This window comes from Halobacterium sp. KA-6 (assembly GCF_021029015.1).
Lineage (GTDB): Archaea > Halobacteriota > Halobacteria > Halobacteriales > Halobacteriaceae > Halobacterium.
Window position 1 is genome coordinate 1 of record NZ_JAJJZH010000010.1, and the last position, 19,739, is coordinate 19,739.

Sequence of the window (19,739 nt, forward strand, 5' to 3'; positions counted from 1 at the left end):
GGCGTCGCACCGGCGGAGTCTTCTCGAGAAGATGGAGGACCACTGATTATGTCCACGAAAACGCAGTACGGAGAGCAGACAGTGAATCGCCACGGGACTGCCGTCGGAACTCGGCGGTCCCACTTCACTATAGCCCGGAATCCACTTCCGGGCCTACTGCTTAACCTTCTAGTAGCGGCTGCTCCACGTTCGGCTTCGTTTCTCGATTCCATACCTACTCTCATGGGGTTGCGCATTGAGTGAATCGCGTTCCCGAATCTGTACACGACTGTGAACCCGGTACGCCGCGAAGCGGTACACGACTCCCTGCTAGTGTAGATTCTCGTGGTGCTCTCGAATCCCTGCCACCCTAACTGTTTAGGCCCAGTTGGGATGCACGACGCGACAGTATTCGTGTGGTACCGAGGATGGCGAGCGAGGCACCACACAGCACCGGTCGGACGGAGTCGTGCGAGAGCTGTCGCAAGAAGACGCCACACAGCGTCACGATAGACCTCCGCGTGGAGAGCACGCCGGAGGCGGACGCGGCGTTCGCTCGCCAGCCGTACCGGGTGTCGGCGTGCCGCGAGTGTGGAACCGAGTCCGTCCGGGCGATGGACGAGGACTGAGCGACCGCGCGCTGGGCGTGTGAGCGGGTTCTGGTGGAAGATTCAGCGTGCTGACTCGTAGCACGTGGTATGATATGACCTGGCGTGGTAGCGCGGGCTATGGCCGTGACGTTCCGGGTGGTGTTGCGCTCGACGGAGACCCAGCCGTCCCAGCAGACCCAGGAGAGCGTGCTGCCGGCGATGTCCCAGAAGTTCGGGCAGCGGGTCTCGATTAGCGCGGCCGACCTCGCGCCTGACGACCGGCTGGGCGCGGCGACCATCGGCACGGTCGACACCGACGCGCCGACGGCGCTCCGGGACGTCTACGAGTACGTGGAACCGCACCGACTCGTAAAGGTCGGTGCGATTCGGACGAACGACGATAGCCGCGTCGCCGTGCGGAAAGCCCACGAGGTCGACCGGGAGGCCGTCGAGCGCCACGAGCGCGCGACCGTGCTCGGGGAGGTGCACGGCGACCTCCTCGTGCGCGTTCGTCGCGGCGACGAGTGAGTCCTCACGAGCCGGTGGCTACGCGAATGTTAGACTGTTGCGTGACGAGTGCGCCGCTGTTCGGCGTGGGTCACAAAAATCGGAAAGTGTAGTTCTACGAAGGAACGCCGGGATTACAGCCGGGTGAGGTTCGTCGCGCGCGGGCCCTTGTCGGCCTGCTCGATGTCGAACTCGACTTCCTGTCCTTCTTCGAGGTCCGGGCCGCCGACGTCCTCCATGTGGAAGAAAACGTCCTCGTCCGCGTCCTCAGATTCGATGAAACCGTAACCGCCCGTGTCGTTGAAGAAATCAACCGTACCGGTTGCCATTGCAACTACAGGTACGCGGGATGCACGGATAACCTTTCCGAGACCGGTCGTGGCACGGGTGGCAGTGACACGGACCGACTCCCAGTCCAGCCAACTGAACAGCGAACCGACGGAGGGCTGCGGGAGAGAACGTGAAAGCCGTCGAACACGGGAGGATTTAAGCGTGGCCCACGTGAGCACCACCGATGAGAATCTCGACCGGCGTCGCCGGGCTCGACAGCCTCCTCGACGGCGGGCTCCCGGCGCGCCGCCTGTACACGCTGAGCGGGCCACCCGGCAGCGGGAAGACCACGCTCGCCGCCCAGTACGTCACGGAGGGCGTGAAGAACGGCGAGGAAGTGCTGTACGTGACGATGCACGAGACGCGCAACGAGCTCGTCGACGACATGGCGAACTACGACTTCGGCTTCTCGCGGGCCGCCAACGCCGAGAACTTCGAATTCCTGAACCTCACGCGGGAGCGCTCGCGGCGCTCGCTCACCCAGTACGGCCGCGAGTCCGGACTCTCCTCGCGGCTCGCGTCGATGATCCGCCAGGAGGACTACGACCGCGTGGTCGTCGACTCCACGATGCTTTTGGCGCACTTCGCCGACGACGCCGACGCGGAGGTCACGCACTTCGCGACCGGCCTCAAGCAGACCGACGCCACCGTCCTGCTCGTCTCGGAGATGACCGACCCGACAGCGTACGCCGAGGAACACTACCTCGCCCACGGCGTCATCTTCCTCCACAACTTCCTAGAGGGCGGCGGGATGACCCGCGGCGTCCAGCTCGTGAAGATGCGCGGCACGAACATCGACTGCGACATCCGGGACGTCTCCTTCACGGGCGGGGGGCTGCAGGTCGACCCCGGCCGGAAAGTCCGCCCCGAGTGATGTACGACGAATCCTTCTCCCGCGACTGGGACGGCGAGGAACTGGACCGCGAGGAAGCCGTCTGGCGGGCGTACGCGCTGGGCGTCGCCGCGGCGCTGGGCGACCGGAACCCACAGGAGTACCGCCAGCTCGTCGCCGCGGCGGGCCGGTCGCTCGTGGAGATGGCCTACGACGAGGGGAAGAGTTCGGCGGCGGACCTCGACAGCCAACTCGCCTCGGGGGAGAGCGACGTCGACCCCTCGGAGTTCCCGTCCCGCGAGCGCGCGGTCTGGTCGAAGCTAATCACGTACAAGGGCGAGGAGGGCGGCGACATCGACGCGAGCGGCGAGGGTGGCGACCGCATGGACCTCCCGGAGCTCCTGAAGCGAATCGACATCGACACGCTCCCCAGAAAAGATCTCGACCGGCTGCGACTCCCGGAGTTTCTCTCGCGGAAGTAGTTACTCGCGCTTCGCCGCGGGGTTGGTGACGGCGCCGTGAGCGGCGGAGCCGAACTGGACGCCGTACTTCCGGAGCACGCCGGAGTCGTAGCGCGGCTCGGGTTCCGCCCAGTCCTCGCGCCGGGACGCCATCTCGTCGTCGTCGACCGCCACGGAGAGTTCGCGGTTCGGCACGTCGACGGTCACCTCGTCGCCGTCCTCCACGAGCGCGATGGGACCACCAGACGCGGCTTCGGGCGCGACGTGGCCGACCATCGGCCCGCGGGTCGCGCCGGAGAAGCGGCCGTCGGTGAGCAGCGCCACGTCGTCCTCGTGGCCCTGCCCGACGACCGCAGCGGTGACGCCGAGCATCTCGCGCATCCCGGGGCCGCCGCGCGGCCCCTCGTTCCGGATGACGATGACGTCGCCGGACTCGATGTGACCTTCTTGCACGTACGCCATCGCGTCCTCCTCAGACTCGAAGACACGCGCGGGACCCGTGTGCTGGGTCTCGTCCTTCCCGGTGACCTTGAGGACCGCGCCGTCGGGCGCGAGGTTCCCCGTGAGCACCGTGATTGCGCCCGTCTCGTGGAACGGGTCGTCGACGGGCTTCAGGAAGTCGACGTCCTCGTCGACGCTGCCGTCGACGCCGAGGTGGTCGAGTTCCTCTTCGATGGTGCGCCCGGTGACCGTCTTCGCGTCGCCGTGGATGAGGCCCGCGTCGAGCAGGCGCGCGAGGACGACGGGGACGCCGCCGACCTCGTGGAGGTCGTTCATCACGCGCGAGCCGCCGGGCTGGAGGTTCGCGACCTTCGGCGTGCGGTCGCTTATCTCGTTGAAGTCCTCGATGTCGAGGTCGACGCCCGCCTCCGCGGCGAGCGCGAGTAGGTGGAGAACGGCGTTCGTGGAGCCGCCGAGCGCGACCTGAATCGCGATGGCGTTCTCGAAGCTCTCCCGCGTGAGGATGTCCGAGGGGCGGCGGTCCTCGCGGACGCACTCCGCGGCGAGTTCGCCGGCGCGCTCGGCGACGTCGTAGCGCTCGTCGCTCTCCGCGGGCGGGCTGGCCGAGCCCAGCGGCGCGAGGCCGAGCGCCTCGGAGATGGAGGCCATCGTGTTCGCGGTGAACATCCCGCCGCAGGCACCCGCGCCGGGGCAGGCGTGGCGCTCCATCTCCTCCAGTTCGTCCTCGCTCATGTCGCCGGAGGCGACCGCGCCGACGCCTTCGAAGACGTTCTGGACGGTAATCTCGCGGCCGTCGTGCTCGCCGGGCATGATGGAGCCGCCGTAGAGGAACACCGACGGGAGGTCGGTGCGAATTGCGGCCATCATCATCCCGGGGAGGTTCTTGTCGCAGCCCGCGACGGTCACGAGGGCGTCCATGCGCTCGCCGAACGCCACGAGCTCCACGGAGTCCGCGATGACTTCGCGGGAGATGAGCGACGCGCGCATCCCCTCGGTTCCCATCGAGATGGCGTCCGAGATGGTGATGGTGCCGAATTCGATGGGCATGCCGTCGCCGCCCTCGACGCCCTCGACGGCCGAGTCCGCGACGTCGTCGAGGTGGACGTTGCACGGCGTGATGTCGGCGGCGGGGTTCGCGACGCCGACCATCGGCGAGGAGAAGTCTGCGTCGTCGTAGCCCATCGCGCGGAACATCGCGCGGTGGGGCGCGCGCTCGACGCCTTCGGTGACGTCGGCGCTCGGGAGGTCCTTGTCCTTCTGCTTGCTCATGTAAGGTGGTTACGCGCGCAGCGGTTAAAGCACGCCGACTGAACAGATGTTGCCGGAGGCCCGGTAGGAGGCGATGATGTTCGCCCGAATCGGGTACCGGGAAGGTTTGCCAGCGGCAGAACCACCAACACCGCCGGTGACGAACCCGGTAGTATGCCCACCCGGGTCGAGAGCGGCGGCCGACTCCACTTCGGCTTCCTGAACCTCTCGCTGTCCCACGACCGGCTGTACGGCAGCCTCGGCGTCGCGCTCGACCAGCCACGGGTGGTCGTCGAAGCCGAGCGCGCGGACGGGATTCGATGCGACCACGAGCGAGCGCGCGAGCACGCCGAGCGCGCCTGCGAGGTGCTGAACATGCCGGGCGTCGACCTCACCGTTCGGGAGGAACTACCGCCGCACGTCGGGCTCGGCTCCGGGACGCAACTCGCGCTGTCGGTGCTCGAAGCAGTCGCGCGAGCCCACGGTCGCGAGGTAGACGTGCGAGACCTCGCGCCCGAACTGGGACGAGGCGGCCGGAGCGGCGTGGGCGTCGCGACGTTCGAGGCGGGCGAGTTCGTCCTCGACGCCGGCCACCCGACGGGACTGTTCACGACGGAGGCGCCGGCGCGCGGGAAGTGGACGGTCCCAGCGGTCGCGGCACGCCACCGGGTTCCCGACGACTGGCGGTTCCTGCTCGTGCTGCCCGACGCGACACCCGGGAAGGACGGCAGCGAGGAGGACGCGAGCATGCGCTCGGCCGTGGAGGCGGCTGACCCCGGGCTCGCGGACCGTATTTCGGGCGTCGTGACGCGGCGCGTGCTCCCGGCGCTTGCCAGCGAGGACGTCGCGGCGTTCGGCGCGGCGGTCGCGGAGGTCGGGCGGCTGAACGGCGCGTGGTACGCCGACGAGCAGGGCGGCGTCTACCGCCCACCTGTAGGGTGCATCGTGGACGCGCTTGACGGGAGCCCCGCAGTGTCGGGCGCTGGCCAATCGTCGTGGGGGCCGGCCGTCTACGGCGTCACCGACGAGAGTCGTGCCGAGGACGCGCTGGCAGCGGGCCGCGACGCGCTGGACGCGGCTGGCGTCGATGGCGACGTCCGCGTGGTCGCGCCCCGCAACGAGGGCGCGCGCGTCACGGAGACGGGGCAGGGAAAAGCGTAAACGCCGCCCGCGCGACTCGGGCGTATGGCGACGATTCCGTTCGGGATATCGCGGCTGGACGGCCGCATCGGGGGTGGCGCACCCGAGGGGAGTGTCGTGTTGCTGTCGGGAGAAGCGGGCGCTGGCGCTCGCGAGTTCGTCTACACGAGCGCCGTCCTCAACGGCCTGCAGGCCGCCGACCCGGAGCTCTTCGAGTTACACTACGGCGACCTCCATGGGTCGGCGGTACCGCCGGAGGACATCCACTACGTCTCGTTCACCGCCGACGAGGCCGAACTCCGCCGGGAGATTTCGTTCACGATGGACGAGGAAATCGTCGACGCGGGCCTCGACGCGGTAACCTTCGAGGACTTCTCGCCGGAGTACTTCCAGTTGAGCCCCGTCCCCCGGGAGTGGTACGCGGGCGAACACCGCTCGATTCTGGACCTCGGGCAGTCCGACAGCGACCGGCGGGACGTCCTCGAAGCATTCGCGGACTACCTCGACGAACACGCCAGCGGCAGCCTCGTGGTCGTGGACTCGCTGACCGACCTCATCGGCGCACGCGAACAGGAGATGGCGTTCAGCGACGTCGTGATGACGCTGAAGGGACTGCGGAAGGCCGCTCGCGGCTGGGACGGCTTGCTCTTGTTGCACTTGACGCGGGACGCGGTCACCGAGGAGGAGTTCGGGAGCCTGATGACCTCCGTGGACGGCACCGTGCAGTTCCGGTGGGAGAGCGGCGGAAACGAGCGTGTGCGCACGATGTTCGTCCGGGAGTTCCGTGGCGTGCTCGGGCGCTTGGAGGAAGAAGACATCGTCCAGTTCGAGACCGAAATTCACGACGCGGGCTTCGACGTCACGGACGTCCGGAAGATCCGGTAGCGCGGGCCAACGATTAAGAGAGCAGAGTGCCAATTCTGGGTGAATGGCCGACAGCACGTCGGACGCAGTCGAGACGACGCTGGAGGGCCCCGTCGCGTCGTGGCTGTCGGAGCGCGCCGACGACCTCGGCGTGCCCACCGAGGAGTTTCTCGAACGGGTTCTGGCGGCGTATCGCGAAGCCGACGAGCAGACTGACGTCGTCACCAGCGACGACCTCGATGACCGCTTGCGCGCCGTTGAGGACGACCTGCGCGCGGATATCGAGACCGTGGACAGCGAGTTCGACGAGAAGATTCAGGATGTCCGCGAGCGCGTCATCCAGGTTAAGCGCGACGCCGACGCGAAAGCGCCGAAGGACCACGACCACCCGGAACTCTCCTCGAAAGCTGAGGAGGCGGTGAACGCCGCCCGCGACGCGCAAGCCGAGGTCGCGGAGGTTTCGGAGGCAGCGCGACGGCTCCGCGAGCGCGTAGACGCGGGCTTCGACAACTTCGAGGAGGTGTTGACGTACCTCCGCGACGAGACCCAGGACCTCAACCGGAAGACGGCGACGCTGGCGACGGCGGTCGTATCGATGCGGGACTCGGTGGCGTCGCTGGCGGCCGCGGAGGCGCGCCGCGAGCGCGCCGAGCGCCTCAAACGGGAGGCCAACGTCGCGGACGTCCGCGAAGCCGAGTGCGAGGAGTGCGGCGAGACGGTGACAATCGCGCTGTTGACCGCCCCGGAGTGTCCGTTCTGCGCGGCGACCTTCGAAGAAGTGGAGGCGAACCCGGGCTGGTTCGGCACGCACATGCTCGTGACGGGGTCGGCACCCGCGCTGCCGACCGACGAGAGCGTGCTCGACGACGAGTCGTGGCTCGGTACCGACGGCGAGACGCTCGAAGCGATGGCCGCCGGTGACGACGAGGATACCGACGAGGGGCCGGAAGTCGTCGACCCGGAGCGCGTCGAGGGCGACGAACTCTCCGAGGTCGCGGACGACTTCGACGAGGACCAGCCGAAGGGTGAGCGCGATGAGTGACGAACACGACGGCGACGACGAACACGACGAGCGGGAGCCGCTGGCGGACCTCCGCGAGGATGTCGAGCGAAGCCGCGAAGCAGAGACGGACGACGAGTTCGAGGAGCTGTTCACGGACGTCGACGTCGGCAGCGTCGACGAGGAGGAGGTCTGGGAGCAACTCTCGGAGTCCGCGGACGAGCCGGTCGCAGACGCGGTGGGCGTCGCGGAGTCGACGAGCGTCGAAGCCGGAGCCAGCGGGGAACTCGACCGCGACGTGCGCGTCGTCGAGAAACGGCTCTGCCAGGGCTGCGAGCACTTCTCGGACCCGCCGGAGACGGCGTGCACGCACGACGGGACGACCATCGAGGCGGAGGTCGACACCGACCACTTCCGCGTCGTGAATTGTCCGGTGGTCGCGGCCCGCGAGGAGAGCGAGGCGAGTGATTTTTCCGCGGACGAGCCCTAGTTCGGGACATGCAGTTCTGCGACGAGTGCGGGTCGATGATGCACAAGCAGGACGACGAGCGGGTATGTTCCGGTTGTGGGAACACCGAGCCCGCCGGCGACAGCGGCGAGTTCGTCACGACCGCCGCTCAGGACACCAGCGACGTCATCGAGACGAGCGAGGAGGCCAACTTCGAGGGGAAACCCACGGCCGAGGAAATCTGCCCGGACTGTGGCCACGACGAGGCGTGGTACACCATCAAGCAGACTGGCGCCGCCGACGAGCCGCCGACGCGCTTCTTCAAATGTAAAGAGTGCGGGAGTCGATGGCGCGAGTACGCCTAGCACACCTCCGAAACGTTCACGCTCGACTGGGGTGACGCGAGCACATGAACGAGTTCGCGTACGTCGTGAACGTGGACTGCGCCGTGGTGAGAGACGACGAGTACCTCGTCATCGAGCGCGGCAGCGAGGAGGAGCACGCACCGGGAACTGTCACGTTCCCGGGCGGGAAAGTCGAACAGGAACAAGGGTTGGATGCCATCGAGAACACGGCCCGGCGGGAGGTAAGCGAAGAGGTCGGCATTGAGGTTGGGGACATCGAGTACATCTGCAGTAACACGTTCGTCGCCGACGAGGGGACGCAGTGCTTGAACGTGGTGACGCGCGGCGAGTACGTCGCTGGCGAGCCACGGGTGCACGCCACCGACGAGGTCGAGCGCGCGTTCTGGCTGCCGTACGAGCACTTCGAAGGAAACGAGAACGTACCCGAGTACGTTGTCGAGTTTGCCAAGCGCGTCGCGGCCACCCGATCGGACTGACGGTTCAGTCGCTGTGTAAGTCCACAGAAGGGCTTTACTGCCGGCGCTGGAGGTCCGAGTATGCGACGCCGAGCCCTCCTGTCGTCGCTGGCGGCGACCACCGCAGCCCTCGCGGGGTGTGCGTCGTCGGGCGATGGCACCGGAACGACCGTCGATGACCTGCAGACGACTAGATCTGTAACGTCGACGAGCGCCGGCGACGTGCCCTCGGGCGAGCCCGATGCGTACGCGAGCATCGTCGAGTTAGAGACGGGACCGCGGACGTACGCGTTCGCGCCGACGCGCCAGCGCACCGACGACGGGGTGGAGGTGGCGCTGTGGTTCGACCGCACGGCGACCGCCGAACACCCCGCGCGCTTGCGAGGGTGGCTGGAGAACCGGGGCGACTACGCGAACCCGGTCGACGTGGAGTGGATTCCTGCCGTCGGACGAGTGCACGGTCGACAGCCGAGCGGCTACGACCACGGGGCGCGCCTGCACTTCGCGCCGACGGAGAACAACGATCTCGCGGCGACGGTGCCGGAGGTGGTGCGCGACGAGTCCGGCTACTGGCGCGTCGAAGATCTTGGACCATGGATGACCGAGACAGAGCCGATGGAGGCGGGCGAGCGCGTCGAACTGGAGTACGTGCTCGTCGGCGAGCCGGAGATGGACGGGCGACCAACAGGCACCTACGAGTTCCGCGGCCGGGACGGCGACGCGCGGGTCGCCGTCTGGGACACGACTAGTCCAGGGCCGGACGCGGCGTCGCGGTTCGACGGCCGGTCGGTCCCGGCGCTCGCCGACGGCGCGACAGTACAGTGGTTCCACGACGCTGACGAACCAACAGAAGTGTTCGTCCGACCGGCCAGCGAGCGCGTCGAACTTGACGCCCGCGTGGCGTTCGAGGTGGTGAACCACAGCCACGAATCGGTGGGCTGCGGGCACTGGAACCTCCACAAGCTCGTGGACGGCGAGTGGTTCCACGTCGCACCGATGGGGCATACGTCGGACTGCCGGCAGCTCGCGCCGGGCAGCCGGGAGCCGTGGGCGCTACGCGCGTTCAACGGCGACGCCGTGCCGTGCGAGGTGAGCGGAGGTGGCTGCCGGGACGGGCTGACGCGGGGCTATCTCGGTGGCGGCGAGTACGCCGTCGTCGCGGGCTACGGCCACCCCGAGGACCAAAGCGCGGCGCTCGTGGAACTCGTTGGCGACCCCGTGACCATCACCCCGACCGAGGATGCGACCGTTGAGGTGAACGGCGACACGGCAGTGGTGGCGACCGGGCGGTACGGCGACGGCGAGCGTCCGCCGGACGCGTCGTTCACGCTGACGCGCGTGGTGGACGCCGACGAGCGCGTCATCGCCGAACAAGTGATGGGCGACGGCGGGTTCGCCCGAGCGGGAAGCGGACTACGGAACGCGCTCGCGGCAGCGACAGACGACGTCGAGCGCGTGGTGGTGCGAACGGACGAGCATGCGGTGGACAGCGCGCTTGGCTACGATGCCGACACGCGGCGGTTCACGTTCCGTGGGCAAGCGTATGAGGTCACGCGCGGCGGACCAGAAGAGTGAGTCACTGCAGCAGCAGCCACGCGGTCGCGACCGCGATGCCGCCGAGCGCGGTGGAGGCGACGGCGTGGAGGCGGAGCTGGTCGAGGACGCCGTGGTCGTGGTCGTCGAGGCCGCGGGTGGCGGCGGCGTGGACTTCGCTGCCGGTCTCGCACTCGGGGAGGAAGTCCATCGCGACGTGGAGGAAGATGCCGGCGGCGAACCCGAAGATGACGGCGCGGAAGGTGGCGTCCGTTGGGAATGAGAGGATAGTGACCGCGAGCGCGGCGATGCCGACGCCGGCGGATGGGAGTAGCAGCATCATCGGGGAGCGGCCCTGCGCGGTGAGCCGGCGCGCGGCGGCGTAGCCCGCGGGGCCTTTGTGGGAGACGATGGCGAGCCCGAGTAGCGGGCCGAGCTCGGGCATCGCGGTGTAGACGATGCCGATGATGGAGCCGGCGGTCAGCGAGTGCGCGGCCAATTCGGCGGACGTGCGGTCCAGCGGGAGGTCGCGGTGTGTGACGAGGTGGCCGATGGTGTGTGCGCCGAAGCCGACGAGGATGCCGGCGGCGATGCCGAAGCCGCCGGGCTTGGGGGCGTAGCCGATGGCCTGCGGGACGAGGAACGCGGCGGAGCTGGCGACCATCGCGCCGCTGGCGAGGCCGTACCCCCAGACGAGGCCTGTTGGGTGTTCGGTGCTGGCGCGTGCGCCGATTGCGGCGGCGCCGGCCATCGCGGCGAACGCGACCCACGCGATGCCGAGGAGTTTCCGCGCTTCGCCCGTGCTGAAGACGTAGGCGGACAGCGCGAGGAACGCGACGAGACTGACGGCGCCGAGGCGCGAGGTGCGCGCCCGGATTGTCGCGACGGACTGCGTGACAGACATTCAGTTATTAAATCCTCCCGGAGAGTTAATACTGTGTCGGTTGGCCGGCACGCCGAAGACCCCAGGTCGCGTACTTCGGGTATGGACGTCGTCTCGATGGAGTGGCGGGACGTATTGGTCGCGAGTTGGCCGGTCGACCCCGAAGTCGTCGCCAGACGACTCCCCGACGGTGTCGAGGTGGACACGTTCGACGGCCGTGCGTGGCTGTCTGCGGTCCCGTTCGTGATGAAAGACGTCCGGCCGTTCGGCATCCCCGCGTCCATCGGCCGGACGTTCGGCGAACTCAACCTCCGCACGTACGTCACCGGCGACGCCGGCCCTGGCATCTACTTCTTCAACCTCGACGCGAACGACCGGCTCGGCGTCGCGCTCGCGCGCACGCTCTTCCTGGCTGCCGTACTACCGTGCGGAGATGAACGTCACCCACGAAGACGGCGCCGTCGAGTTCCGGAGCCACCGCACGCACTCCGGCGTCCCGGACCTGGAGTTCGACGCGACCTACGAGCCCGTCGGCGAGCCCGCAGCAGCCAGTCCGGGGACGCTCGAAGCGTTCCTGCTTGAGCGCTACCGCTTCTACGCGGCCGGCCGCAAGCGGGTGTTCTGCGGCGAAGTCGCCCACGACCCGTGGCGGCTCGCGCACGCCGACGCGACGTTCCGCACGAACGACCTCTTCGCCGCGAACGGCTTCGAACAGCCCGAATCCGTCCCGCACCTCCTCCACAGCCCGGGCGTCGACGTCACCGCCGAGCGCGTGCGTGTCGTCTGACTACTCGCTCGCCGCCTGCCAGTCAGCGAGGTCCAGCACCGCGCCGTCGAGGCGCTCGGGCTCGGACGCCGCCCACGTGAACAGCCCCGCGACTTCCGCGGGGTCTCGGCCGCCCTCCCCGTGGAGTGCGGTATCGACGGCACCGGGGTCGACGCAGCCGACGGCCTGCTCGCAGTCCGCCGCGAACTGGCGCGCGACGCCCTCGACGGCGGCCTTCGAGACGGCGTACGCCCCGAATCCGGGGTCCGGGTCGCGGGCGACGCTCCCAGTCGGAATGACTACGCGCCCTGTCTCGTCCATGTGCGGGAGCGCCTCGCGGACGGCCGCGAACACGCCGCGGGCGTTCGTCCGCATCGTGTCGTCGAACGCGCTGTAGGACTCCTCGGGGAGCGGCGTCTCGCCCGCCGGCCCGTGGTAGACGGCCGCGCAGGGCGCAACCACGTCGATACCGGAGGTGTCGCCGGCCTTCGACGCGCGCTCCATGAGGCGTTCGAGTTCGTACTCGTCGCGCACGTCCGCCCGCAGGAACTCGCCGCCGAGTTCGTCGGCCAGTGCATCGAGCGCTTGTCGGTCCCGGCCGCCGAGCACGACCGTCGCGCCCTCGTCGGCGAACGCCCGCGCGACCGCTTCGCCGAGGCCGCCGGTCGCCCCAGTCACCGCTACCGTTGTCGTCATGGCGACAGCGACGACGCCACCGGGGGTAAATCTCCCGGATGGCTCAGAGGCCGATGTCGTCGGCGTGCGCGTCGAGGAAGTCTGCGATCGTGGTGTCGTGGAACTCCACGTGGTAGTCGACCTGCACGATTGGCGCGTCCACGTCGACGTAGTCCGACAGCGAGTGCGGCGTCCCCGCGACGACGACCTCGGGGTCCACGTTCCGGATGGTGGCTTCGAGGTCCGCAATCTGCTCGTCGGTGTACCCCATCGCGGGCAGCAGCCGGTCGAGGTGGTCGTACTTCTCCAGGGTGTCCGCGATGGAGCCGACCGCTTCCTCGCGCGGGTCGAGGAGCGTGGCGTCGTAGCGCTCGGCGGCGACCGTGCCGGCGCCGTAGTCGGTGCCGCCGTGCGTGAGCGACGGACCATCTTCGACGACGAGCGCGTCCTTCCCGCGGACGACGTCGGGGTCGTCGACGGTCACGACGGAGTCCGCGTGGAGAATCTCGGCGTTCGGGTTCACCTCGCGAACGTTCTCCACGACCGTCTGAATCTGGTCGTCGCTGGCGCTGTTCTCCTTGTTCACGACAACGACGTCTGCGTCCCGGAGATTCGCCTCCCCGGGGTGGGAGGTGAGTTCGTCGCCGGCGCGCAGCGGGTCCGCGAGCACGACGTGGAGGTCCGGGCGAACGAACGGGAGTTCGTTGTTCCCGCCGTCCCACACGATGACGTCGGCTTCCGCGCTCGCGCGCTCGACGATTTCGGCATAGTCGACGCCCGCGTAGACGACGTGCCCACGCTGGACGTGCTGCTCGTACTCCTCGCGTTCCTCGATGGTGAGGTCGGCGAGGTCGGACTCGTCGGCGAAGCGCTCGACGCGCTTCTCGGTGAGGTCGCCGTACGGCATCGGCTCGCGGACGACCGCGACGTCGTAGCCACGGGATTCGAGTTCGGCGGTGAGCGCCCGCGACACCTGGCTCTTCCCGCAGCCCGTGCGCACCGCGTCCACCGCGAGCACGGGCACGTCGGCGTCGAGTTGCATCTCGTCGGGGCCGACGACGCGGAAGTCCGCGCCGGCCGCCAGCGCCCGCGAGGCGACGTGCATCACCTTCTCGTGGGAGACGTCGGAATACGAGAAGACGACCTCGTCGGCGGCGTACTCCTCGACGACGGCTTCGAGTTCGGGTTCGGGGACGATCGGGATGCCGTCGGGGTGGTCCGGGCCCGCGAGTGCTGCGGGGAACGTGGCGTGGTGGTCGCCCGTCTCACCGAGGTTCTGACTTGGTGCGGCGGTGAACGCGACGACGCGGTGGTCGCGGCTGTCGCGGAAGACGGTCAGGAAGTCGTGGAAGTCGCGGCCGAGGGCACCCACGATGACGACTCGTCGCATACTGTGGCGTCGCCACGCCACCACCGTAAGCCTACCCGCCACTACCCGAGGAGGAAGGTGGGGACGTAGAGCACGAGACACGCCAGCGACCCGGCCCGGCCGACGGGCCGGCGCGTGTAGACGACCGCGAGCACGAGCGCGCTGGCGACGATCATGTAGCCGACGGAGGTGAGGACGGCGTCGACGCCGGTGACGGTGACGCCCGCGAGCGCGGCGCCGACGCCCAGCGAGAACAGCGGGTCCGTGATGTTCGAGCCGAGCAGCGTCCCCACCGCGATGCCGGTGCGGTCGCGGCGGACGGCGACCAGCGCCACCGCGATTTCGGGCGCAGTCGTCCCGAGTCCCGTGACGAGGCCGACGAGGTAACTCGGGACGCCCACGGCGACTGCGAGGCGCTGGCCGCCCGTCACGAGGAGGTGGCCGCCGACGACCACCAACGCGACGCCCAGGAGGACGTAGCCCGCGGCGCGCTGGAGCGTCAGCTCCGAGTCCGCGACGTGTTCGGCGTAGTCCTCGTGCTCGGCAAGCACCGCGAGGAAACCCAGGTACGCCAGCACCATGAGCGCGCCCTGGACGCGCGTGATGGTCCCGGACTGGAGCGCGACCGCCATCACCGCCATCGCAGCGAGCATTCCACCGCCGTAGACGCGGGTCTTCTCACGGGCGACCGACAACGGCGCGGCCAGCGAAAGAATACCCACGCCCAACGTAATCTGTGAGGTCGCGGAGCCGACGATGTGGCCGACGACGAGGTCGCCGGAGCCGTACGCCGCGGCGTACAGCGACGTCGCGATTTCGGGCACCGAACTCCCGACGGAGACGACGGTGACGCCGACGAAGAACGTGGAGACGCCGGCGTGGCGGGCGAGTTCGCTCGCGCCGTCGACCACGCGGTCGCCGCCGTAGACGAGCGTCGTGACGCCCGCCAGCAGCGTGAGCAGTGACGCGAACACGCTACCGGGCGCGGGCTACGGGGTGTCGTTCGGACGCGCGACTACGCATCGGTCGGGCGGAGACGCCGCAACGGGAAAACAACCGGGGCCGGTCAGCCCGTCAGCACTGTGCTGGTGAGGTCGCCGAGCGGCCGCGTGACGTCGAAGGCGGGCGTCTGGACGTGAATCGGGGTGTCCTCGGTGACGTCGTAAAACTTGAGGTGGAGGCTGAACGTGCCGTCGTCGCCGATGGGCGCGGCCTCCTGCTGGCCCGAGGGCTCGTGGGTCGCCCACGCGTAGTCGCCGGCGTGCTGGGGGTCGACCTCGCCGTCGACGAACGCCTCCTGGGGCGCGCTGAAGTCGGTGCCGCGCATCGGCTCGCCGTTCTCGTACCACGGCCCGAACCCCTCGTCGATGACGAAGACGTTCGAGAAGCCGGCCTGCTGGAGCGCGGACGCCCGAACCGAGGAGAGGTGGTGCGGGCAGCCGCAGTAGCAGACGATGCGGTCGTCCTTCGACCAGCCGCTGATGCCGCCGCCCTCCGAGCCGCGCTGGGCAGGGCTGCTCACGGCGCCGTAGATGTGCGCGCGCTCGTACTGCTGGAGGCCGCGGGCGTCCACGAAGCGGGCGGCCGCGCGCTGGTGCCAGTAGCGCGCCACCTCGATGGGCGCGAGCCGGATGGTCTCGCCGTTCGTGGTCGTCGTGCGGAACGACGACGGGTCGACGTTACGCTCGTCGGGGTTGCCGTACTCGGGTGGGTAGCCGTCGGCCGGGTCCTCGTCGGCCGGCAGCGAGGTGTTCGCGTGGAACTCCGCGTCGAGGTTGCCGACGTGGTTGACCGACGACGACGAGGAGCCCAGCAGCCCGAGACAGCCCGAGACCGCAGCCAGCGAGCCCGCGGCACTGGCGGCGAGGAACGCGCGGCGGTTCATACCCGTATCTGTGGGCGTCACCGAAGTAAGGGCTGTCGCTGTCCGCACCGCTCGCTCGTTCGCCGCAGTCGGCGACGATACATTCGACTCACTGGCGCGTGTCTAGAGCCGTTCCAGTTCGTCGACAGTCCGCTCGCTGTCGTCGGCGTCGCCCGTGTTCGTCGTGCCCGCCGGCTCGAACAGCACGACTTTCGTCTCCTCGTGGGCGACCGGGCGGTGTTCGACGCCAGCGGGCGCGACCGTCAGGTCGCCCGGGCCGAGGTGGACCGCGTCCTCGTGGTTGTCCTCGCGGTACTCGATGGTGAGGTCGCCCTCGACGACGTAGAACAGTTCGTCGGCGTCCTCGTGGGCGTGCCAGACGAACTCGCCGTCCAGCCGCGCGACCTTGACGTGCTGGTCGTTCAGTTCGGCGAGCACGCGGGGCTCCCACGTCTCCTCGAACGACGCGAACGCTTCGGCGAGCGAACGAGCTTCCATACAGGCGTCTACGCGCCGGAAGCCGAAAAACGAGTCGGCGACGGAAGCCCGACGCCGAGAGTGTGACGTTCGGGCCGTGCTGCGACCGCAGCGCGAAACGACTTTGCCGGTGTTCGCGCAACCCCCAGACGTGACCTACGACGCAGTCGTATTCGACAACGATGGCGTTCTCACACACCCCACGCCGCTGGACGTCCTCAAACAGGCGACCGTCGAGGGGTTCCGGGCGATCGGCGTCGACGATCCGGACCCCGAGCACGTCGACCGGATGACGATGCACGTGACGCCCGACGACCTCGAGGCGGTCAGCGAGACCTACGGCGTCGACCCGGACGCGTTGTGGCGCCAGCGCGACCTGTGGTTCTCGAAGAAGCAGGTCGCGGACATGCGCGACGGCCGGAAACCCCTCTACGGGGACTACGACGCCGTCCGGAACCTGGACGTGCCTCGCGGCATCGTTTCGACGAACCAGCACCGCACCATCGAGGAGATTCTGGACTTCCATGGTATCCGCGAGGACTTCCACGCGTACTACGGGCGTGAGATGGAGCCGGCCAGCCTCCACCGGAAGAAGCCGGACCCGCACTACCTCGACCTTGTACTCGACGACCTGGATGCGGACCCGGAGCGCACGCTGTTCGTCGGCGACAGCCAGAGCGACGTCGAGGCGGCCACGAATGCCGGCACAGACTCGGCGTTCCTGTGGCGCGACCACCGCGCTGACTACGACCTCTCGGCGTCCCCCGACTACGAACTCGACACGCTCTACGACCTCCACGACATCGCGTGATGGTGTGAGTGGGTCACAGACCACAGCGGGGACGCAACCCGTTTGTACGGCGGTCCACTGTATCCAACAATGAGTTATCGGATTGGGCTCGTGGGCAAGCCCTCTGTGGGGAAGTCCACGTTCTTCAACGCGGCGACGATGAACGACGTGCCGGAGGGCGCGTACCCGTTCACGACGATCGACCCGGCGGTCGGCGAAGCCTACGTGCGCGTGGACTGCGCGGCACCCGAATTCGACGAGACGTGCACGCCCTCGACGGGCTACTGCGAGGACGGCACGCGGTTCGTCCCGACGAAACTCGTGGACGTCGCGGGGCTCATCCCCGGCGCTCACGAGGGCGCCGGCCTCGGCAACCAGTTCCTCACGGACCTCAACGAGGCAGACGTGCTCGTCCACGTCGTCGACTTCTCCGGGACGACGGACATGGAGGGCGAGGCCACCGAGGGCCACGACCCCCGGAAGGACATCGACTTCCTCGAAGACGAACTCGACCAGTGGTACCTCGACATCCTGGAGAAGGGCATCGAGCGCTTCGAAGGCCAGCACGCCGGCGAGACCGCGCTCGAGGTCGAACTCGCCGAGCAGATGAGCGCGTTCCGCACCACCGACGAGGAGATAAAGCAGGTCATCCTCGCGCTGGGCCTCGAACTCGACCCCGCGACGTGGGACGACGACGACCGGATGGAGCTCGCCCGGGAGATTCGCAAGCGCACGAAGCCGATGGTCGTCGCCGCGAACAAGATGGACACCCCCGAAGCACAGGCGAACTGGGAGACCATCACCGACGACCCCGACTACGACCACCTGACGTTCGTGCCGACGAGCGCGCACGCCGAGAAGGCGCTCAAGCAGGCTAGCGAGAGCGGTGTCGTCGACTACCGCCCCGGCAGCGACGACTTCGAGATTACCGGCGACGTCGGCGACGAGCAGGCCGCCGGCCTCGAATCCATCCGCGAATTCCTCGGCGAATTCGGCGGCACGGGCGTCCAGCAAGCCCTCGAAGCCGCGCTGTTCGACGAACTCGGCGTCGTCCCTGTCTTCCCGGGTTCGGCGAACGGTCTCGGGACGACCGACGGCCGCGTGCTCCCGGACGTCTTCCTGCTGCCGGAGGGCGCGACCGCCGAACAGTTCGCGTACCACGTTCACAGCGACGTCGGTGACGGCTTCCTCCACGCCAAGGACTGCCGCGCGAACCGCCAAATCGCCGCCGACCACGAGCTCGACCCGCGGGACGTCGTCGAAATCATCACCACGAACTGAGCGCTCGTCCGGGTCCGACACGTTGAGGGACCCGAGCGCTCTCTATCCGGCCATGTCGCCGTGGCTGGTGTTGCTCGTCGCCGGACTGTTCGAGACTATCTGGGCAATCGGACTGGCGTACACTGACGGCTTCACGGAGCCGCTGCCGTCGGTCGCGACGCTGGCGGCGATGGGCGTCTCCGTCTACTTGTTGTCGCGGGCCGTCCAGCAGATTCCGGTCGGGACGGCGTACGCCGTCTGGACGGGCATCGGCGCGGTCGCGACCGCGATTCTCGGCGTCTACCTCTTCGACGAGCCGGTGTCGGCGCTGCGCGTGGGCTGCATCGCGCTCGTCGTCGTCGGTATCGCCGGCCTCCAAATCACGAGCAGCGGCCACGCCTAGAGCACGATTCCCGAGCGCAAGAACGCGATGAGCACCGTCAACACCGGGATGCCGAGCAGCGTGGTGACGAGCACGCACGTCGAGACGTACTCGGGGACGGAGACGCCCTCCGAGCGCGCGCCGGCGGCGAACTCGCCGACGAGGATGACAGGCGTGACTGCCGCGGGCATCGCGGCTTCGAGGACGAACACGCGCGCGACCGTCGCGTCCCCGAACGGTATCACGAGCGCGACGCCGAGCGCGACGAGCGGCGCGACCCCGAGCTTGAGCGCCGTGGCGGGCGCCGTTCGGGAGACCGCCGCGCCCGTGTTGGTCCGCGCGAGCTGGATGCCGAGGACGAGCAACATCACGGGAATCGAGGCGTCGCCGACCAGTTTGAGCGACTCCATGCCCGCGTTGCTGGCGGGCGGGACGACACCAAGCGCGCGTGCGGCGAGCGCGGCGACGACGGCGTAGACGAGCGGCAGCCGGAACACGCGCCGGAGGCCGACCAGTCCCGCGGAGCCGCCGCTCCGGGACGCCGCGTAGACGCCGAGCGTGTACATCAGCACGGACTGGACGGAGAGGAACACGACCGCGGTCTGGCGGCCGACGTCGCCGAACGCGAAGTCCGACACGGGGATGCCGAGGTTACCGGAGTTCGTGAACATCGCGACGAGTACGAGCGCGCTCAGAATCGGTTCGCGCTCGCCGAGCAGGCGGCCGGTCGCCTCCGCGACGCCCCACATCGCGACCGTGAACGCGACGATGCCGACCGTCAGCCACTGGAGCGTGGCGGCGTCCAGCTCGGTGACCGCGAGGCTGTGAAAGACGAGCGCGGGCGCGAGTACGTAGACGACCGCGGTGTTCAGCGGCTGCGGGTCGACGTCCTTCAGCGTCGCGAGCACGTAGCCGACGGCCGCGATGGCGACGATGGGGCCGACAGCGCCGAGGAAGATGCCGGCGAAGTCGACCATCAGTGAGTGGCCTCCGGGCGGCGCGAGCGGTTCGCGAGCGAGGCGACGGGACGTGAGTCCGAGAGCACGGCTTGTTTCGATG

Annotated in this window: 23 protein-coding genes and 1 pseudogene; 15 read left to right on the forward strand and 9 right to left on the reverse strand. The window is 68.8% G+C overall.

The genetic code is table 11. From position 1 onward, the window contains the following. The first annotated feature begins 407 nt into the window (after window positions 1-407). Entirely contained in the window at window positions 408-608 is a 201-nt protein-coding gene (locus LPA46_RS15605) for a DUF7835 family putative zinc beta-ribbon protein (protein WP_230893288.1), read from the forward strand. 99 nt (window positions 609-707) lie between these two features. Next, window positions 708-1,097: a hypothetical protein gene (locus LPA46_RS15610; RefSeq protein ID WP_230893289.1), complete on the forward strand. Its 390-nt coding sequence runs from the start codon at window positions 708-710 to the stop codon at window positions 1,095-1,097. Between the two features lie 113 nt (window positions 1,098-1,210). Here the strand turns inward: LPA46_RS15610 and LPA46_RS15615 are convergent, their stop codons facing one another. Beyond that, a complete protein-coding gene (locus tag LPA46_RS15615) occupies window positions 1,211-1,405 on the reverse strand; it encodes a cold-shock protein (RefSeq protein WP_058983995.1) in 195 nt (64 codons plus the stop codon). Window positions 1,406-1,590: 185 nt separating this feature from the next. Here LPA46_RS15615 and LPA46_RS15620 point away from each other — a divergent pair, with 185 nt between their 5' ends. Together LPA46_RS15620 and LPA46_RS15625 are read left to right on the forward strand one after the other, a co-directional pair. Next, window positions 1,591-2,280 (forward strand): RAD55 family ATPase, encoded by a 690-nt coding sequence (locus LPA46_RS15620; protein WP_230887954.1) that lies wholly within the window; start codon window positions 1,591-1,593, stop codon window positions 2,278-2,280. Continuing rightward, the gene (locus LPA46_RS15625; RefSeq protein WP_230893290.1) at window positions 2,280-2,720 is read left to right on the forward strand and encodes a hypothetical protein; all 441 of its coding nucleotides are present in this window, start codon (window positions 2,280-2,282) and stop codon (window positions 2,718-2,720) included. The genes LPA46_RS15620 and LPA46_RS15625 overlap by 1 nt, the downstream gene beginning before the upstream one ends. Here the strand turns inward: LPA46_RS15625 and ilvD are convergent, their stop codons facing one another. Beyond that, entirely contained in the window at window positions 2,721-4,430 is a 1,710-nt protein-coding gene (ilvD, locus tag LPA46_RS15630; RefSeq protein WP_230893291.1) for a dihydroxy-acid dehydratase, read from the reverse strand. A 153-nt stretch (window positions 4,431-4,583) separates the two neighbouring features. Between ilvD and LPA46_RS15635 the strand changes: the two genes are divergently transcribed. From LPA46_RS15635 to LPA46_RS15665, 7 genes are read left to right on the forward strand one after another with little or no spacing between them, the layout of a single operon-like run. After that, entirely contained in the window at window positions 4,584-5,570 is a 987-nt protein-coding gene (locus LPA46_RS15635) for a beta-ribofuranosylaminobenzene 5'-phosphate synthase family protein (RefSeq protein ID WP_230893292.1), read from the forward strand. A gap of 24 nt (window positions 5,571-5,594) precedes the next feature. Then, complete coding sequence (locus LPA46_RS15640) at window positions 5,595-6,434, forward strand: RAD55 family ATPase (protein ID WP_230887950.1); 840 nt, start codon at window positions 5,595-5,597, stop codon at window positions 6,432-6,434. A 43-nt stretch (window positions 6,435-6,477) separates the two neighbouring features. Beyond that, window positions 6,478-7,455 (forward strand): hypothetical protein, encoded by a 978-nt coding sequence (locus LPA46_RS15645; RefSeq protein ID WP_230893293.1) that lies wholly within the window; start codon window positions 6,478-6,480, stop codon window positions 7,453-7,455. Continuing rightward, complete coding sequence (locus LPA46_RS15650) at window positions 7,448-7,903, forward strand: hypothetical protein (RefSeq protein WP_230893294.1); 456 nt, start codon at window positions 7,448-7,450, stop codon at window positions 7,901-7,903. The genes LPA46_RS15645 and LPA46_RS15650 overlap by 8 nt, the downstream gene beginning before the upstream one ends. 8 nt (window positions 7,904-7,911) lie before the next feature. Continuing rightward, window positions 7,912-8,226 carry a transcription factor S gene (locus LPA46_RS15655; RefSeq protein WP_230889181.1) on the forward strand — a complete coding sequence of 105 codons (315 nt, stop codon included), beginning with the start codon at window positions 7,912-7,914 and terminating at the stop codon, window positions 8,224-8,226. 44 nt (window positions 8,227-8,270) lie between these two features. Beyond that, window positions 8,271-8,702, forward strand: a complete 432-nt coding sequence (locus LPA46_RS15660) for an NUDIX domain-containing protein (RefSeq protein ID WP_230893295.1) — start codon at window positions 8,271-8,273, stop codon at window positions 8,700-8,702. A gap of 60 nt (window positions 8,703-8,762) precedes the next feature. Then, window positions 8,763-10,256: a hypothetical protein gene (locus LPA46_RS15665; RefSeq protein ID WP_230893296.1), complete on the forward strand. Its 1,494-nt coding sequence runs from the start codon at window positions 8,763-8,765 to the stop codon at window positions 10,254-10,256. 1 nt (window position 10,257) lies between these two features. On the opposite strand, the gene LPA46_RS15670 is transcribed toward LPA46_RS15665, so the two are convergent. Continuing rightward, window positions 10,258-11,118 (reverse strand): ZIP family metal transporter, encoded by an 861-nt coding sequence (locus LPA46_RS15670; RefSeq protein WP_230893297.1) that lies wholly within the window; start codon window positions 11,116-11,118, stop codon window positions 10,258-10,260. A gap of 81 nt (window positions 11,119-11,199) precedes the next feature. Between LPA46_RS15670 and LPA46_RS15675 the strand changes: the two are divergent. Then, window positions 11,200-11,884, forward strand: a pseudogene (locus LPA46_RS15675) (YqjF family protein). Here LPA46_RS15675 and LPA46_RS15680 read toward each other — a convergent pair. From LPA46_RS15680 to LPA46_RS15700, 5 genes are all read right to left on the reverse strand, one after another. Then, window positions 11,885-12,559, reverse strand: coding sequence for an SDR family oxidoreductase (locus tag LPA46_RS15680; protein ID WP_230893298.1), 675 nt, complete (start codon window positions 12,557-12,559; stop codon window positions 11,885-11,887). A gap of 43 nt (window positions 12,560-12,602) precedes the next feature. Next, entirely contained in the window at window positions 12,603-13,928 is a 1,326-nt protein-coding gene (locus LPA46_RS15685) for a GTPase (protein WP_230893299.1), read from the reverse strand. Between the two features lie 41 nt (window positions 13,929-13,969). After that, the gene (locus LPA46_RS15690; protein ID WP_230893300.1) at window positions 13,970-14,881 is read right to left on the reverse strand and encodes a sodium:calcium antiporter; all 912 of its coding nucleotides are present in this window, start codon (window positions 14,879-14,881) and stop codon (window positions 13,970-13,972) included. 92 nt (window positions 14,882-14,973) lie between these two features. Further along, window positions 14,974-15,792 carry a rhodanese-like domain-containing protein gene (locus tag LPA46_RS15695; protein WP_230893301.1) on the reverse strand — a complete coding sequence of 273 codons (819 nt, stop codon included), beginning with the start codon at window positions 15,790-15,792 and terminating at the stop codon, window positions 14,974-14,976. 102 nt (window positions 15,793-15,894) lie between these two features. After that, window positions 15,895-16,269, reverse strand: coding sequence for a cupin domain-containing protein (locus tag LPA46_RS15700; RefSeq protein ID WP_230893302.1), 375 nt, complete (start codon window positions 16,267-16,269; stop codon window positions 15,895-15,897). A gap of 130 nt (window positions 16,270-16,399) precedes the next feature. On the opposite strand from LPA46_RS15700, the gene LPA46_RS15705 reads away from it, so the two are divergent. The 3 genes from LPA46_RS15705 (at window position 16,400) to LPA46_RS15715 (ending at window position 18,701) form a co-directional block, all read left to right on the forward strand. Further along, a complete protein-coding gene (locus LPA46_RS15705; RefSeq protein ID WP_230893303.1) occupies window positions 16,400-17,059 on the forward strand; it encodes an HAD family hydrolase in 660 nt (219 codons plus the stop codon). A 69-nt stretch (window positions 17,060-17,128) separates the two neighbouring features. Beyond that, window positions 17,129-18,319, forward strand: a complete 1,191-nt coding sequence (locus LPA46_RS15710) for a redox-regulated ATPase YchF (protein ID WP_230893304.1) — start codon at window positions 17,129-17,131, stop codon at window positions 18,317-18,319. Between the two features lie 52 nt (window positions 18,320-18,371). Next, a complete protein-coding gene (locus LPA46_RS15715) occupies window positions 18,372-18,701 on the forward strand; it encodes a DMT family transporter (RefSeq protein WP_230893305.1) in 330 nt (109 codons plus the stop codon). On the opposite strand, the gene LPA46_RS15720 is transcribed toward LPA46_RS15715, so the two are convergent. Next, window positions 18,698-19,657, reverse strand: coding sequence for an AEC family transporter (locus LPA46_RS15720; protein WP_230893306.1), 960 nt, complete (start codon window positions 19,655-19,657; stop codon window positions 18,698-18,700). The two genes, LPA46_RS15715 and LPA46_RS15720, sit on opposite strands and share 4 nt — an antisense overlap. Between the last annotated feature and the right edge of the window lie 82 nt (window positions 19,658-19,739).

Coding starts and splice junctions, on each gene's coding strand:
- LPA46_RS15605 (WP_230893288.1), top strand. CDS start 408: ATGGCGAGCGAGGCACCACACAGCACCGGTCGGACGGAGTCGTGCGAG.
- LPA46_RS15610 (WP_230893289.1), top strand. CDS start 708: ATGGCCGTGACGTTCCGGGTGGTGTTGCGCTCGACGGAGACCCAGCCG.
- LPA46_RS15615 (WP_058983995.1), bottom strand. CDS start 1,405: ATGGCAACCGGTACGGTTGATTTCTTCAACGACACGGGCGGTTACGGT.
- LPA46_RS15620 (WP_230887954.1), top strand. CDS start 1,591: ATGAGAATCTCGACCGGCGTCGCCGGGCTCGACAGCCTCCTCGACGGC.
- LPA46_RS15625 (WP_230893290.1), top strand. CDS start 2,280: ATGTACGACGAATCCTTCTCCCGCGACTGGGACGGCGAGGAACTGGAC.
- ilvD (WP_230893291.1), bottom strand. CDS start 4,430: ATGAGCAAGCAGAAGGACAAGGACCTCCCGAGCGCCGACGTCACCGAA.
- LPA46_RS15635 (WP_230893292.1), top strand. CDS start 4,584: ATGCCCACCCGGGTCGAGAGCGGCGGCCGACTCCACTTCGGCTTCCTG.
- LPA46_RS15640 (WP_230887950.1), top strand. CDS start 5,595: ATGGCGACGATTCCGTTCGGGATATCGCGGCTGGACGGCCGCATCGGG.
- LPA46_RS15645 (WP_230893293.1), top strand. CDS start 6,478: ATGGCCGACAGCACGTCGGACGCAGTCGAGACGACGCTGGAGGGCCCC.
- LPA46_RS15650 (WP_230893294.1), top strand. CDS start 7,448: ATGAGTGACGAACACGACGGCGACGACGAACACGACGAGCGGGAGCCG.
- LPA46_RS15655 (WP_230889181.1), top strand. CDS start 7,912: ATGCAGTTCTGCGACGAGTGCGGGTCGATGATGCACAAGCAGGACGAC.
- LPA46_RS15660 (WP_230893295.1), top strand. CDS start 8,271: ATGAACGAGTTCGCGTACGTCGTGAACGTGGACTGCGCCGTGGTGAGA.
- LPA46_RS15665 (WP_230893296.1), top strand. CDS start 8,763: ATGCGACGCCGAGCCCTCCTGTCGTCGCTGGCGGCGACCACCGCAGCC.
- LPA46_RS15670 (WP_230893297.1), bottom strand. CDS start 11,118: ATGTCTGTCACGCAGTCCGTCGCGACAATCCGGGCGCGCACCTCGCGC.
- LPA46_RS15680 (WP_230893298.1), bottom strand. CDS start 12,559: ATGACGACAACGGTAGCGGTGACTGGGGCGACCGGCGGCCTCGGCGAA.
- LPA46_RS15685 (WP_230893299.1), bottom strand. CDS start 13,928: ATGCGACGAGTCGTCATCGTGGGTGCCCTCGGCCGCGACTTCCACGAC.
- LPA46_RS15695 (WP_230893301.1), bottom strand. CDS start 15,792: ATGAACCGCCGCGCGTTCCTCGCCGCCAGTGCCGCGGGCTCGCTGGCT.
- LPA46_RS15700 (WP_230893302.1), bottom strand. CDS start 16,269: ATGGAAGCTCGTTCGCTCGCCGAAGCGTTCGCGTCGTTCGAGGAGACG.
- LPA46_RS15710 (WP_230893304.1), top strand. CDS start 17,129: ATGAGTTATCGGATTGGGCTCGTGGGCAAGCCCTCTGTGGGGAAGTCC.
- LPA46_RS15715 (WP_230893305.1), top strand. CDS start 18,372: ATGTCGCCGTGGCTGGTGTTGCTCGTCGCCGGACTGTTCGAGACTATC.
- LPA46_RS15720 (WP_230893306.1), bottom strand. CDS start 19,657: ATGGTCGACTTCGCCGGCATCTTCCTCGGCGCTGTCGGCCCCATCGTC.